Consider the following 14,279-nt stretch of genomic DNA (forward strand, 5'->3'; position numbering starts at 1 on the left):
AAGAGACTCACCGTCCCCACATCTTTTGAATTTTCATACCAATATCACTATTAATCTTACCTTCCGGAGAGCCCTCAATGATAGGCAGAGAGAGTACTAAATCGCTTTCAAAAATTTCTTGTTCCAGAAGTGCTATATCTGCTGTTAACACCACGACATACTGGAAACCACTGGATTTGACTTTTCGGCAAACCTCATTAATTAGATCGACATATCCTTCCCCTCCATACTGAATCGCCGGGTAAGTTACAATCCGTCCCTTAAACGGTATTTCCACCAAATCCATAAAATCACGTAATCTTTCTAATGCTTGAACCGTCTCAGGAGGACTCTCGGACCCACTTAATCCTGTAAAAGGTATGAGACATGTATCATAGAACTTTCGATTTTCTTCCCACTGTTCAACTTCAAAATCACTGAATTTCATTAATGTCATCTCCCTATTTACGATCCTTCTTCGCGTCCACTTTTCACAAATTTGCCCGATGTTACAAATCCCATTATATTGAAAGAGGAGGACAAACGTCTAGATTTAGATTTTTACAGATATGATCAATCCAACGTAGAAGTAGATATACAAGTCTTTGAAGCGTTAATGGGGTTCATACTTTGAGAGCTTCATTACTCCATTAGAAAAATCAAATTATATAAATAAAAAAAGAAATGCGCTAAGCGCATTTCTTTATGCCAAACTTTTAAGTTCTTCTGTAAGATTTCGAAAAGCCAATTTATCTCCTGTAGCCAGCGCCGTGTCAATCTCACGGTGCAAGATGTCGGAGCGACGCTTTCGCAGCGCTTCATCCCACACCATTTCTGCCGCAAGTCCTAGCATCACTTCGTACGTAGCCTTCATTTTGTCCATTCGATACACCTCCGCTGTTTAAGAGATCCTTATTGCTTTAATATTTTGATATCCACCAAGATGATTTTGTTTTCGGTTTCAAAAGTGACGGCACCTACTAAATCATATTCAACAATCCTGTCTACGTTCTACATATTTACCCATTCTGATCAATACTTCATCTATTGTTCCTATCAACAACCAAAGCGAAGTCCTCATCTACATATGTAATCCCCATAAGCTTTTGCTTGTATGCCTTCATACTACTATAGATGTTTAGGCACGGCTATCTCCATCCCCCACGGCGTCATCATCACAGTGAGACCAGCAGTAGTCTCCCCTAATTTAAGCATCCCAAGGTGCACCATCATCCGAATAATTCGTTGCTCCAAAATAGAGGCAGCATTGTCATAATAGAACGGTTTAATTAACCACCCAATACCATCCACTAATGAAGGTACGCTCACCCAATTCCCAGCACTAATGCTTACCCAATACACAAGTGAAGGCAGGTTTGGTACAGCCCCCTTATATAGTTTTAACCAAAAAGAGAATATCTGCATCAACGAGTCACATTTTCCGTCGGCTAACACTGCCTCTCCTGTCGCCGTAAGCCTTAGCCGAAAACCTTCTTCAGTGATCCAGCGGCGATGACGAACATAATCATACAGGAGCGCTAATCTAGGCGGATAATGCTCACATGCCCTACCATAACCAAATCTCCAGCCGCCTTTGCTAAGAAGATCCTCCGGAATATGAAGTGCATTCATCACTCCTTGCTGATACCGCCTATACATTGCCCCTTCCTGATTAAGCTCTGGCTCATTTTCCTTGATATATCTCAGAAGCATAACCAGATCACTTAATAACAATTCTCCTTCATTTCGATACATGGCTGGTTCAGAGCTAACCGCAACCTTATCCTTGATATGTGCGCTCATCGTCTCACGAAAGCGCTCTTTCAAGTCTTTAGGCACTTGGAACAAGTATCTGGTTTGCTGGGAGGAACCGCTAAAGAGCCAGCCTCCGCTTTTGAAACGAGATACCATTTCTCGGAAGCCTCCGGTCTTTCCTTCTGGAGCATCAAAAGAAGCCTGTCTAGCTACAGCCAACAAATCTTCCAGACTAAAGTAGCTGCGTTCATCAAAAAGTAATGTATTCAGAAACCGTAGATCCTCCGGAGCACATTCCCGGATATGAGACTCCATAAAACTTCTGCTTCCAAGCATAATCAAAATACTCTGGATCAAGTCATGTTTGGAATTCTGCTTGCATTCACACCGGTAGCGTCCCGCTATGGCGGTCAGCTGTCCAATATCTGCATAAGTGAGCATATCCGCCAGATTCATGTTTTATCGCCTCACCGTTTTACTACCATTATGGGAAATACAGCCCTTTTTATTCCCCTTTGCGCAAAAAAAATAACCCGATGCACGGGTTAACGCTGATTTTGCAGGATATGGCGAGTACAATTATATAGAATAGGGTTCCATTCCCGTTCTTTCTTCTCCAAAATTGTCAGGGATAAATTCCCAATTCGCTCAGAATACTTATCTTTGTAAAATGCAGTATACAGTTGAGCGAGGAACCCTCCATGAGATATAACTAGTATATTCCGATTGGGATGCTGCGCAGAAATATCCTCCATAAAGGCAAGTGCACGTGCTTGAAGCTGTTCGTCAGTTTCTTGACCAAGTGAAAGCTGACTCCAATCTTTCCCCCACTTCTCTTCACGCTCAGCGGCAGTAAGCCCTTCTACTTGCCCGTAGGCACGTTCCCGGATCCGATCATCAGGATCAAGCAACGGTACATTTAATTTATCAGCGATGATCTTGCCTGTCTCTGCTGCCCGGGAAAGATTACTTGTAATGCAATAATCCCAGCGATACGGCTCTTGTAATAAGCGGTCAGCAAGCATAGCAGCTTGCATCCGTCCTTCATCATTAAGCGGAATATCACTTTGCCCCTGTATCTTTCCAATTGCGTTCCAGTCCGTCAATCCATGGCGTATCAAGCCGATTAGCATATTGCCTCCCCCTTTTCACCCAAGTATTTGTCTCTTAATGTAACATGGATGAAATAAAAAGTCTTCTTTTATACGTATTAGAATACAAAAAAGCCCCTTATCTTTACATAAAGGGACTCCTACATCGTTCTTAACACTATTATATACTGCAATAGCTAAGTCATACATCAATAGACCCTTTATGATCTGCGATATCGATTCAGCCGGGTTAACGAAAACACTGCAAAACCCACGCCAAGCATGGATAACATCATCCAATATTGAGGATGAGTAGGTCCCATATTTACTACAAGCGGTTCAATAATCCCACCTTCAGAGCCTAAAATGGGATAAGTAGAAGTCCATTCCATAGAGCCAGCAACGCCAGTCTCTACAATTCCACTTTGAGCCACAGTGATATCTGCAGGTGTTCTAAACATAGTAAAGTAAAGAACACTAGACAAAAATACCGCCAGGAAGCAAGCGATCCAGAGACTAAGCCTATGACGAACAATGGCAGATGTCCCTGCGGATTTCCCATCCCCTGGCATCAACCAAGGACTCTCTAGATAAATCCGCTCCATAACTTTAACATTTATAACTTCTGCACGCTCTTCACTAATCTCTTCTTTCAAATCATGCATAAGCTGGCTACTCTCTTGCCACAGAGACCATTCAGCAGCGCAGTAAGGACAAGTTTCAATATGTTGTTCGAGCAAAATCCGCCTAGGATGTGTGGGGGGAGCGTCCCACAAGAGCGGAATACATTCTTGCGCTTCCCTGCAATTCATTCGCCTTACACCCTCTCAACCTGCTCTTCAACTTCAGGCTCATTGAAATAGGATTCGAGTTGAAGCTTCACACTACTTCTGGCACGAAACAACAATGATTTTACGGAGCTTACACTCTGATCCAAAATTTCTGCAATTTCTTGATAATCCATCTGATCGTATTCACGCAGGATTAGCGCAGAGCGTTGTTTCTCCGGAAGATTATTAATTGCCTCACGAACCAAATTCATCCGTTCTTTACGCAATGCAGCCTGCTCAGGCGCTACTTCAAACGGTGCAACGGGAGTATATCCACTCTCTTCTAGGGATACATTTCCGGCACGATTCTTACGAAGCTCACTTAGCACGGTATTACGAGCAATAGTGTACAACCACGTTGAAAAGGAAGCATCTACCTCTCGAAAGGAATGCAAGCTACGGAATGCCTTGTAGAAAGTCTCCGAACAAAGGTCCTCTGCAATTAGCTCCATTTGTGAGTTTCTAAGCATATGATATACAAATGCCAATATTTTTCGTTGATAACGACGCATTAATTCTGAATATAATTCTGTGTTGCCTTGTTTGATTTCCTGGATCAACTGGGAATCCGTCATGGTGAGATTGGCCCTCCTCGCCCTTGCACGTCTTTTCCCGTCCGGTCCGTACTTATTATACCGGTTTGGGCTTTAAAAGTTGCGCTGGTTTACTACAACTTTTTAGTTTATTACAAGAAGAAACGATATTGTCGACCTTTTATGTAAGACAAACGTTCCTCGTGGGAATTTAAGGGAAAACATATGACGTGCAACTTATCCGTTCTTCAATTTTGAAATACACCTATGTATATTCAAACACCCAATAATTAAGGCATGATGATTGTGATGAATATAAAAAGAAAAATGGCATATTTCTAAGAGCATATAAATTTTATAACGAATCTAGAAATATACCAGATCTATTGTATCACAGATTCTCATAGGATGACATTAATAGACTTCAGAGCGGTAATCTCGTCAGCATGACCTGACAACAGATTATAAACGAACATGAAGTTCAACCATAAGACTTTGATCACTGTAATATGACTTTAATCTCTTTTTAATAAACTGTTGACAAAATGTAAACGTATACATATAATAAAAGTACAGTATGGTTTCTCTCCACTCCTATCCAAATACTACACGGTTCCAATTTATTGTGAACTGTAGCCGCTTACTTTGTAAGCGGTCTTTTTTTGTCCTGTAAGCGCTGTACCTTTTGTTAGATGATCTATAATAGGTTATTTTACTATAGCGAGCGAATTAGCTTCCACAAATCCCCACAGTCATCTATTACCCCGTTTGCGTCCACTTGAAGAGGTATGGAAAAGAGTCAAGATAAACAATATACTAGCTATAAAGATATTTGTTGAGGTGAATATGAAATGAATGAAATCGATGAATCAAAACAACTTGTACTACAAATCGGCGGTGCCTTGAAAAAGTACAGAAAAGAAAAAAACATGAACTTAGATGACTTAGCGGAATTAACAGGTGTAAGTAAACTTACTCTGGGGAATATCGAACGCGGCGAGACAAATCCAACTTTGGCGATTATATGGAAAATTTCAAAAGGCCTATCTTTACCCCTACTAGCTTTGTTCAAATCTGAAGACCCTGTTAGTTTGTATCGAGCAGGCGAAGGTCTTCGGTTTTCTAATGATCAAAAGAATTGGATCATTGAACCCGTCTTTAAAAACGTAAGCAACGATATTGAAATGTGTCGAGCTTACTTACAGCCAAATAGTTCGTATCACCCTGAAGGTCATCATGTGAATACAACTGAAATTGCGACAGTAATGACTGGTTCCATTGAAATTCAAGTCAATGGTGAGATGTACACATTGAATCAATATGATACGATCAGTTTTCGTGCAGATCGCCCTCACTCTTATACCAATCATACGAATAGCGAAACAGTGCTCCATATCTCCTTAAAATATGGTTTCTAAAAGCCGAAAATTTCACTAATAAAATGCAACTCAGTATTCCATTATATATGGGAACTCAGAGTTGTATTTTTTTTAACTAATATAAAGCACTTCAAGTGATAGGACAGTCTTCATAAAGTTAACTATAAAATACTTATTGTTAATTTTAATATATTATAATATACTTTTATTGTCCGCGCGGATGTTATTTCATAGTTTTTCAATCAGCAGAAAACCAAAAGTACACATAATTCTGGAAGGTGAAATGAAGAATGCCGAACAAGAAAATCTTACCATCATCTCTAGGGCTGCTAATACTCGGCATTATTATTATTGCCGCAAATTTACGTGCTCCCTTAACCTCGGTCGGTCCTTTAGTGGGTCTCATAAGGGAAGACGTTCATATCTCCAATACTTTAGCAGGCCTGATAACAACGGTACCGTTACTTACCTTTGCTTTATTATCGCCTCTAGTACCAAAACTAGGACGCAAGTATGGAGTAGAACTTTTAATTTTGTTTGCCCTGATCTTTTTGACTGTTGGTATTGTAATACGTTCTTTAGCTGGCGCTGCAAATCTGTATATTGGAACTGCAATTCTTGGATTTGCAATTGCCGTTTGTAATGTATTAATGCCAAGTTTAATCAAACGTGATTTCCCTAATAAAATAGGTGCCATGACTGGTATCTTTGGAATTTCAATGAGTTTATCTGGAGCGATCGCATCGGGAATTAGTGTACCGCTAGCCGCAAACGTAGGTTTAAAATGGCAGGGAGCGTTGGGAATATGGGGGATCTTAAGCTTTGTATCGATCCTCTGCTGGTTGCCTCAATTAAGGAAGCATACGAAGCGAACAACCTCGACGAGTCAACAGATAGCCTGCAATGATGTAAATGTTTGGCGTTCCCCTCTCGCCTGGCAAGTAACCTTGTTTATGGGTATGCAGTCCATGATTTTCTATGTGCTGATCGCATGGTTGCCTGAAATTTTAAAGCAGCAAGGCATTGACTCAAGCCAATCAGGATGGTACCTCTCAATAATGCAGTTAGCGCTGCTTCCATTTACCTTTATTGTCCCCGTTATTGCTGGGCGAATGTCAAGTCAACGTTCGTTAGTGGTCATCACAACCATTTTGCTTTTGACGGGAACGCTCGGACTGCTTTTCGGAAGCTCCAATATCATTCTGTTGTGGATCATCATACTCGGAATTGGTGGAGGCTGCGCCTTTAGCTTATCCATGATGTTTTTCGGTTTACGTACTAAAAATGCGCATCAAGCGGCGGAACTGTCTGGTATGGCGCAATCGATCGGATATCTGCTTGCCGCAATCGGTCCTGCCCTTATAGGATATCTGCATGATGCGACAAATAGTTGGAACCTGCCACTTTTCATTCTGCTTGGAGCTTCGGCCTTTCTCTTTTTAGTTGGTATAGGAGCAGCAAGAAATCGTTTTGTAGATAGCCAAAATAGTTACGGCGAAATAAACTCAAGTTAATTTGGTTAATGTCAGCCAGGAATTTATAATGAATGGCATGACATATGTACCTGAGAATTTCTTGGAAGAAATACTGATCGAAATGGAGAAAGCGAGTTCGGGAACAGTTACAAAAAGCCAAATCTAAATTAGAGCGAAAAACACCCAATATAAGCCCTCCAAATGAAATAGCGTCAGTGGAGTCCGAAAGACTACTTCAAAGGTGGTACTGACGGCGGCATGTGGAAGCTAGCAACCAACAAGCCAGAATAACAAAACAGCGATTCTCTAATAACATGAGAATCGCTGTTTTTACTATTTATTACGATTTGAAAATGACCCTGAGCGAACCTTAATACTACACATATACGGTATAATCGTGCTCCTGCAGGAGCACTTTCGCTCGTTCCATATCGTTCTCCTGACGAAAAGATAGGCGCATAATACCCGGCACATCTTCACGACTCTCGATGATTTGTACGTTGCTAAGATTAATGCCTTGGTCCCCCAGCTCAGTAGCGATACGACCGATAATCCCCGGATGATCCGGTACATCAATATGTAGGTCAAATAAAGGTGCTATCATGCCTTTACGCCGTTCAGGCAACTGACTGCGGAAGCCATTCGCTTCTTCGAAGGCCTCTTCAATCCCTACGCCATCTTCACTTTCCAGTAGACGAACAAAAGAAGAAACTTCCTCGTTCCAATCCTTCAATAAACGAAGCATTACGGAACGATTGTTCAGCAAAATGTCTCGCCAAATTATAGGATCACTGGACGCAATCCGAGTGATATCCCGAAAGCCCCCTGCAGCTAGCGTGCTATATAAGGAGTCGGTATCGTCATAGGCACGAATCTGATTTACCAAAGCAACAGCAATAATATGCGGTAGATGACTAATGGCACCTACAATCTCATCATGGCGTTCTGGATCAAGGCGTACTATCTGTGCTCTTGTGTGGTGTAGTAGAGACTCCAGTGCATGATAAGCCTCATCTGGCACTCCTGGAGGAGGCGTCAACACATAATAGGCATTCTCAAATAGCAGTGATGAAGCTGCCTCAACACCTGAGCGCTCTGATCCTGCCATTGGGTGTCCGCCGATAAAATGTACTCCAGGAATATCTAAGGAGACCGCACATGCGGCAATACTAGCTTTCGTGCTTCCTACATCTGTAATAATGCAGCCGGGTTTTAGAGGCAATTTACTTAATTGCTGCAGATAATCCTCTAACATCCCTACCGGTACACATAAAAAAATGAAATCAGCATCAAGTGCCGCTTCTTCAACAGAAAGCGTGGCTTGATCAACCACACCTCTGCTTATATATTTACTCGCGGATTCAGGACGGTGGGCATGTCCTACGACGGTCAGGCCCTCCTTGCCTTTAAAGCAAAGGGCCAGTGAGCCTCCGATCAGACCGACACCGAATATAGCTATTTTTGTCGTCATGTTCTTTGAACTACCTGCCTTTTTTAGTCTAGTCTTGCTGTTTATTACTAAGCCCGCACACCAGACTCTATAAGCGTTTGTTCCAGCGCAGTTATAAACGCTGTGTTCTGTTCAGCAGAGCCCACAGTAACACGAATATAAGTAGGGTAAACTTGATGACCCGCTCTTACTATGATTCCTTTACGCATCAAAGCATCGAAAACCTCGGTTGCAGGTTTGCGAACATCTACCATAATGAAGTTCCCGTGTGCGGGGAAGGATTCAAGGCCCAGACGTTTGAATTCACCTTGTAATTGGACAATACCCGCGCTATTAAGACGACGGCATTCCTCCACGTATTCTTGGTCATTCAAGGCAGCAAGAGCCGCCGCTTGCGCAAGACGAGTGGTATTGAAAGGCTCACGTACCTTGTTGATCAATGAAATAATCTCAGGACTAGCAACGCCATAACCAATACGCAATGCGGCTAAGCCATAAATTTTGGAGAATGTGCGAAGCACAACCAAATTCATATAACGATTTAATAATTGGATACCGTTGGAGTAAGAAAGATCTGTTACGTACTCACAGTAAGCTTCATCAAGAACAACCATTACATTGGAAGGAACAGCATCAAGGAAAGAAACCAAGGCTTCCTCTGGTACAATCGTTCCTGTTGGGTTATTCGGATTACAAATCCAGATAACCTTCGTACGGTCCGTAATACGGGCCAGCATCCCATCCAGATCATGTGTACCATTTACAAGTGGTACCTCGATGGACACAGCGCCTTCGATATCTGCGTTACTCTTATACACAGAGAAGGTCTGGTCAGCCATGATTGTCTCATCACCTGGCAAGAAGAAAGCACGAGCAATAAGAGCAATAATCTCATCAGAACCACAGCCAAAAATAATATTATCGCTGTTCACACCAAGACGGTTGGCAAGTGCTGCCGTCAATTCAACGGCCGATCCGTCTGGATATAGATAAAGATTCTCAAGCTCTGCTAGAATAGCTTCTTTAGCACTCGGGGAAGCTCCATACGGGTTCTCATTGGATGCAAGCTTAATAACCTCACTTAAGCCAAGCTCCTTCTTAACTTCGTCTATAGGTTTCCCTGGTTTGTAGACAGGGAGATTAACTATATTCGGTTTTGGATTCATGAATAGTCCTCGCTCTCCATAGTTGATTACTCCACTATACACAGGTCAAAATGACACTGTTATGGTCTTTTTAATTGTGCCACAAATTCTCGAATTTGCAACAGCCCCTCATTCCGTGTAGCGGGATTATCGAGCAGCGGAATGACCTCTTCTATTTTACGAACAATCGCACTACCTACTACCACGCCATCGCAAATCTGAGCAAAGCGGGCAACCTGTTCGCCAGTTGAGATCCCAAATCCTACAGCCACCGGCAGATCCGTAGCTTGACGCACGGAATCAATAAACGCCTCTACATCAGCATGGAAAGTGGATCGTTCCCCTGTCACACCTAACGAGGATACACAATAGATAAACCCACTCGCACCTGAGACAATCTTCGCAATACGTTCACTTGAGGTCGGTGCAACTAGTGGAATGAGATTAACGCCAACTTCACTACTGCGGCGGCGCATCTCCTCTGATTCCTCGACAGGAAGATCTGGAATAATAAGACCACTAATCTCATGAGCATTCAGTTCTGCGAAAAATGTATCCAACCCCATTTGCAGGATAGGATTGTAATAGGAAAACAAAATAAAGGGCAGGCTGCTTCCGGCTTGACGAGCTTTTAACGCGGTCTCCATACAGGTACGCAGGTGAACCTCCCCCCGCAGAGCTCGTGCAGACGCTCGCTGAATGACAGGGCCATCTGCTAGCGGATCAGAGTAAGGTACTCCTAGCTCCAAAATGTCTGCACCTGCCGCCTCCAGTTCTGCGATGATGGCAAGCGTAGTCTCCAGATCAGGGTCTCCAACCGTCAGAAAAGGAATTAATGCCGTCCGTTCTTCAGCTTTAAGCTTCCGGAATACCAAATCCATCCGGTTTGTAGTTTCGGTTGTCATTCGTTTCCCTTCCCTTCTGTGTACGCCATGATCGATTCCACATCTTTGTCTCCCCGGCCTGACAGGCAGATAACAACAATATCATCCTTGGTAAGGGTTGGACCCATCTTCACTACATGGGCTATCGCATGTGCTGACTCCAAAGCTGGAATAATGCCTTCCGTTACACATAGCAGCTTCAGTGCATCAAGCGCCTCTGCATCCGTAATCGGAACATATTTTGCGCGTTCGATATCTTTTAAATAAGAGTGTTCAGGACCTACGCCTGGATAATCCAGACCTGCGGAGATGGAATGAGCCTCTGTTACTTGACCATGTTCATCCTGCAGAAGGTAACTCATCGAACCCTGGAATACGCCATGAGTCCCCTTACTCATCGTCGCCGCATGAAATGGTGTGTCAATTCCCTTGCCTGCTGCCTCAACACCAATCATACCGACACCTTTATCCTCTACGAATGGATAGAACATGCCGATAGCATTACTACCGCCGCCTACTGCAGCAACAAGCACATCCGGCAGTCTTCCTTCAGCCTCCAGAATCTGGCGCCGCGTTTCATCACCAATAACCCGCTGAAAGTTACGAACCATCATCGGATAAGGATGTGGGCCTACGGCAGAACCGAGAATGTAAAAAGTATCTTCCACATTGCTAACCCAGTAGCGAAGCGCTTCGTTGCCGGCATCTTTTAAGGTACGCGATCCGGACGTAACGGGAATTACCTCAGCACCAAGCAGCTTCATACGGAATACATTGAGTGCCTGGCGACGAGTATCCTCTTCCCCCATAAATACCTTACATTCCATACCAAGTAGGGCTGCAACCGTAGCAGTAGCTACACCATGCTGACCAGCTCCAGTCTCAGCGATCACCTTGGTTTTACCCATCATTTTAGCCAGAATGCCCTGACCAATCGCATTGTTAATCTTATGAGCGCCCGTATGATTCAAATCTTCACGCTTCAAATATATTTTTGCTTCTCCCAGATGTTTACTTAGACGTTCCGCATAATACAGTGGGGTCTCCCGTCCGGAATATTGCTTTAATAGATAATCTATTTCTTCTTGAAAAGCAGGGTCTGCCGAATACTTCTCATAGGCTTCCTCCAGCTCAATCAATGCAGTCATCAAAGTTTCGGGCACGAAGCGCCCTCCGAATGAACCGAAACGTCCATGCTGGTCCGGTACTTGTGTCATGATTGCTTCACCCTTTCCACAAAAGCTGTCATTTTAATAATATCTTTAACGCCTTCACTCTCTACTCCACTAGATACGTCTACTCCGTACGGAGCATAAGTATCTAGCAACTCTCCTACGTTATTAGGATGAAGTCCGCCAGCCACAAATAACGGCAAACCATTTCGTAGCGCGATTTCCTGATAATCAGGCAACCTCTCCCAAGCGAACGTGCGCCCAGAGCCGCCGCTCTGCTGAGGATCATAAGTATCTAACAATACAGCATCAACGAAGCCTGCGTATTGTTCCAATGTATATTTGTTATCCGCGTCATCACGCTCTTTATCAGCAACAGACAATGCCTTCCACACCTGAACTTGTGGGAAAGCTTGCCGAACCTTTTGACAAAAGGCTGGACTTTCCTGCCCATGTAGCTGAATGACATCTAGTGACACAACGGAAAGCAGTTCGCTCAGCTCATCCAGCTCTGGATTAACAAAAACCCCAGCAGCTTTAGGTTTTTCACTAGTCTTCCATTGCGGAAGTTCAGCAATCAGTTCGGAAGCACGCTCCAGAGTAACCCTGCGACGACTGGGAGCGAATACAAATCCAATATAATCTAGTGGTAAGTGTAACATAGATTTTAGCACTTCAACGTCCTGAAGTCCACAGATTTTTACCAATGTCTCAGCCATGCCGGACACGGTCCTTTCCATTCGGAAGCATTCCTAGCAATCCATTTACCGCTTCTTCTACATTTGCCTGACGCATTAGATATTCCCCTACGAGGACCCCGTGAGCGCCAGTCGTTCTTAAGTAGTCAATATCACTTGGCCCTGCAATTCCGCTTTCACTGATCACAGGTACCCCTTGAGGTACTAGTGCTGCCAGCTCTGCCGTTGTCTCTAAGGACGTCTCAAAGGTACGCAGATTACGATTATTAATACCCAGCAGAATATTAGGATGTGTTATCTTGTCTGTACTTAATACCACCGCAAGCTCATTCCGATCATGAACTTCGATTAATACATCCATTCCAAGTCCAGTAGCTATTTCTATAAAATGAGACAGTTTATCCGGTGTCAAAATAGCAACGATTAACAACACCGCATCTGCTCCAAGAATACGCGCTTCATAAATTTGTTTCTCATCGATAATGAAATCTTTGCGTAGCAGCGGCAGATTTACAGCTTCCTTCACTTGCTGCAAGTAAGCAGCGCTTCCCTGAAAATAATCCGTATCCGTCAAAACAGATAAACAATCAGCACCGCCCGCTTCATAACCTTTTGCAATGGAAACAGGATCGAAATCCTCACGAATCAGCCCTTTTGAAGGGGATGCCTTCTTTACCTCCGCAATCAAACCTATATCCCTGTTCTTCCCCTGGGTCAGAGCCTTACGAAAGCCTCTAGTCTGAGGGAGTGCTGCTATATCACGTTCAGCTTGGGCTAGAGAAAAGCTATTACTGAGCGCCTCCACCTCTTTGATCTTTGTAGCGACAATTTTATCAAGATACATAATTAAGCTCCTCCGTCATCACAACAAGCTGTTTCAGCTTGGATAATGCCTTACCCGAATCCACTACTTCTTTAGCTTTCTCGACGCCTCCGGCCATGGTATCTGCCAGACCCGCAACATATATACATGCTCCTGCATTAGCTAACACGATATCTCGGTAGGGATTGATCTCACCTTGGAGCACAGAGGTAATAATTGCTGCGTTCTCTGCTGCGTCTCCACCCAAAACAGCTTCAAGTGGATGTCTGTTAAGACCTAATCCCTCCGGAGTAATTTCATAAGTTGTCACTACACCCTCTTTTAGTTCAGACACTAATGTAGAGGCTGAGATGCTGATCTCGTCTAGACCATCCGAACTGCTTACAACCATTGCGCGCTTGGAACCTAGCTCCTTCAGTACATTAGCCACCGTCTCCGTCTTATTTCGGTCATAAATCCCTAGGAGCTGACGGTCAGCTCCAGCGGGATTCGTAAGAGGACCCAACATATTGAAGATCGTACGTACACCAAGCTCCTTGCGAGGAGCTGCTGCATGCCGCATCGAAGGATGATAAATTTGTGCGAATAAAAAGCAAATGCCGATACGATCCAGACATTCTCGGGCTTGGTCTGCATTCAGATGAATGTTTACGCCAAGGGCTTCAAGTACATCCGCACTTCCCGCTCTGCCTGAAGCAGAGCGATTTCCATGCTTGGCAACTCTTACAGAAGCCGCTGATGAAATAATTGCTGAGGCGGTTGAAATATTAAATTTATGGATGCCGGAACCGCCCGTACCACAAGTATCTAACAAGCGTGCGCGATCAGTCAGTACGGATGTGCCGAACCCTCTCATAGCTTCTGCAAAACCCGTAATCTCCTCCACGGTTTCTCCTTTAATTCGTAAAGCGGTCAGCAGTGAACCGATTTGCGCTTGTGAAGCATCTCCTAGCATTATAGCACCCATTATATCCCTTGCTTCTGTACGTGTCAGATTCTTGCCTTCGATTAGTCCGGCGATTCCTGATTGAATTAATTTCGTTGCATCCATAATGTTCTTCCTCC

Annotated in this window: 15 protein-coding genes; 2 read left to right on the top strand and 13 right to left on the bottom strand. The window is 43.7% G+C overall.

The window, feature by feature from the left end:
• Positions 1-7 precede the first annotated feature (7 nt).
• From H70737_RS20445 to H70737_RS20470, 6 genes are all read right to left on the bottom strand, one after another.
• Positions 8-427: a DUF2487 family protein gene (locus H70737_RS20445; protein WP_042190146.1), complete on the bottom strand. Its 420-nt coding sequence runs from the start codon at positions 425-427 to the stop codon at positions 8-10.
• Between the two features lie 255 nt (positions 428-682).
• Positions 683-862, bottom strand: coding sequence for an IDEAL domain-containing protein (locus H70737_RS20450; protein WP_042129535.1), 180 nt, complete (start codon positions 860-862; stop codon positions 683-685).
• Positions 863-1,107: 245 nt separating this feature from the next.
• Positions 1,108-2,190: a hypothetical protein gene (locus H70737_RS20455; protein WP_042190148.1), complete on the bottom strand. Its 1,083-nt coding sequence runs from the start codon at positions 2,188-2,190 to the stop codon at positions 1,108-1,110.
• Positions 2,191-2,279: 89 nt separating this feature from the next.
• Positions 2,280-2,867, bottom strand: coding sequence for a histidine phosphatase family protein (locus H70737_RS20460; protein WP_042190151.1), 588 nt, complete (start codon positions 2,865-2,867; stop codon positions 2,280-2,282).
• Between the two features lie 179 nt (positions 2,868-3,046).
• Positions 3,047-3,637: an anti-sigma factor family protein gene (locus H70737_RS20465; protein WP_042190154.1), complete on the bottom strand. Its 591-nt coding sequence runs from the start codon at positions 3,635-3,637 to the stop codon at positions 3,047-3,049.
• A gap of 5 nt (positions 3,638-3,642) precedes the next feature.
• Positions 3,643-4,230, bottom strand: a complete 588-nt coding sequence (locus H70737_RS20470) for an RNA polymerase sigma factor (RefSeq protein ID WP_042190156.1) — start codon at positions 4,228-4,230, stop codon at positions 3,643-3,645.
• Positions 4,231-5,039: 809 nt separating this feature from the next.
• On the opposite strand from H70737_RS20470, the gene H70737_RS20475 reads away from it, so the two are divergent.
• Positions 5,040-5,606, top strand: coding sequence for a helix-turn-helix domain-containing protein (locus tag H70737_RS20475; RefSeq protein WP_042190158.1), 567 nt, complete (start codon positions 5,040-5,042; stop codon positions 5,604-5,606).
• Between the two features lie 251 nt (positions 5,607-5,857).
• The gene (locus H70737_RS20480; RefSeq protein WP_042190160.1) at positions 5,858-7,081 is read left to right on the top strand and encodes a CynX/NimT family MFS transporter; all 1,224 of its coding nucleotides are present in this window, start codon (positions 5,858-5,860) and stop codon (positions 7,079-7,081) included.
• A gap of 337 nt (positions 7,082-7,418) precedes the next feature.
• Here the strand turns inward: H70737_RS20480 and H70737_RS20485 are convergent, their stop codons facing one another.
• Genes H70737_RS20485 through trpD form a run of 7 tightly spaced genes read right to left on the bottom strand, consistent with a single transcriptional unit; the run spans position 7,419 to position 14,265 of the window.
• On the bottom strand, positions 7,419-8,513 hold the full coding sequence (locus H70737_RS20485; protein WP_042190163.1) for a prephenate dehydrogenase: 1,095 nt from the start codon (positions 8,511-8,513) through the stop codon (positions 7,419-7,421).
• 47 nt (positions 8,514-8,560) lie between these two features.
• On the bottom strand, positions 8,561-9,658 hold the full coding sequence (hisC, locus tag H70737_RS20490) for a histidinol-phosphate transaminase (RefSeq protein WP_042190165.1): 1,098 nt from the start codon (positions 9,656-9,658) through the stop codon (positions 8,561-8,563).
• A 59-nt stretch (positions 9,659-9,717) separates the two neighbouring features.
• Positions 9,718-10,542 (bottom strand): tryptophan synthase subunit alpha, encoded by an 825-nt coding sequence (gene trpA / locus H70737_RS20495; RefSeq protein ID WP_042190168.1) that lies wholly within the window; start codon positions 10,540-10,542, stop codon positions 9,718-9,720.
• A complete protein-coding gene (trpB, locus tag H70737_RS20500; RefSeq protein WP_042190170.1) occupies positions 10,539-11,738 on the bottom strand; it encodes a tryptophan synthase subunit beta in 1,200 nt (399 codons plus the stop codon). Before trpB ends, trpA begins: the two co-directional genes overlap by 4 nt.
• Positions 11,735-12,412, bottom strand: a complete 678-nt coding sequence (locus H70737_RS20505; RefSeq protein WP_042194271.1) for a phosphoribosylanthranilate isomerase — start codon at positions 12,410-12,412, stop codon at positions 11,735-11,737. Before H70737_RS20505 ends, trpB begins: the two co-directional genes overlap by 4 nt.
• Positions 12,405-13,235: an indole-3-glycerol phosphate synthase TrpC gene (gene trpC, locus H70737_RS20510; protein WP_042190172.1), complete on the bottom strand. Its 831-nt coding sequence runs from the start codon at positions 13,233-13,235 to the stop codon at positions 12,405-12,407. Before trpC ends, H70737_RS20505 begins: the two co-directional genes overlap by 8 nt.
• Positions 13,225-14,265 carry an anthranilate phosphoribosyltransferase gene (gene trpD, locus H70737_RS20515; RefSeq protein WP_042190176.1) on the bottom strand — a complete coding sequence of 347 codons (1,041 nt, stop codon included), beginning with the start codon at positions 14,263-14,265 and terminating at the stop codon, positions 13,225-13,227. The genes trpC and trpD overlap by 11 nt, the downstream gene beginning before the upstream one ends.
• Between the last annotated feature and the right edge of the window lie 14 nt (positions 14,266-14,279).

Origin of the sequence: Paenibacillus sp. FSL H7-0737 (assembly GCF_000758545.1) — a bacterium.
Lineage (GTDB): Bacteria > Bacillota > Bacilli > Paenibacillales > Paenibacillaceae > Paenibacillus_AQ.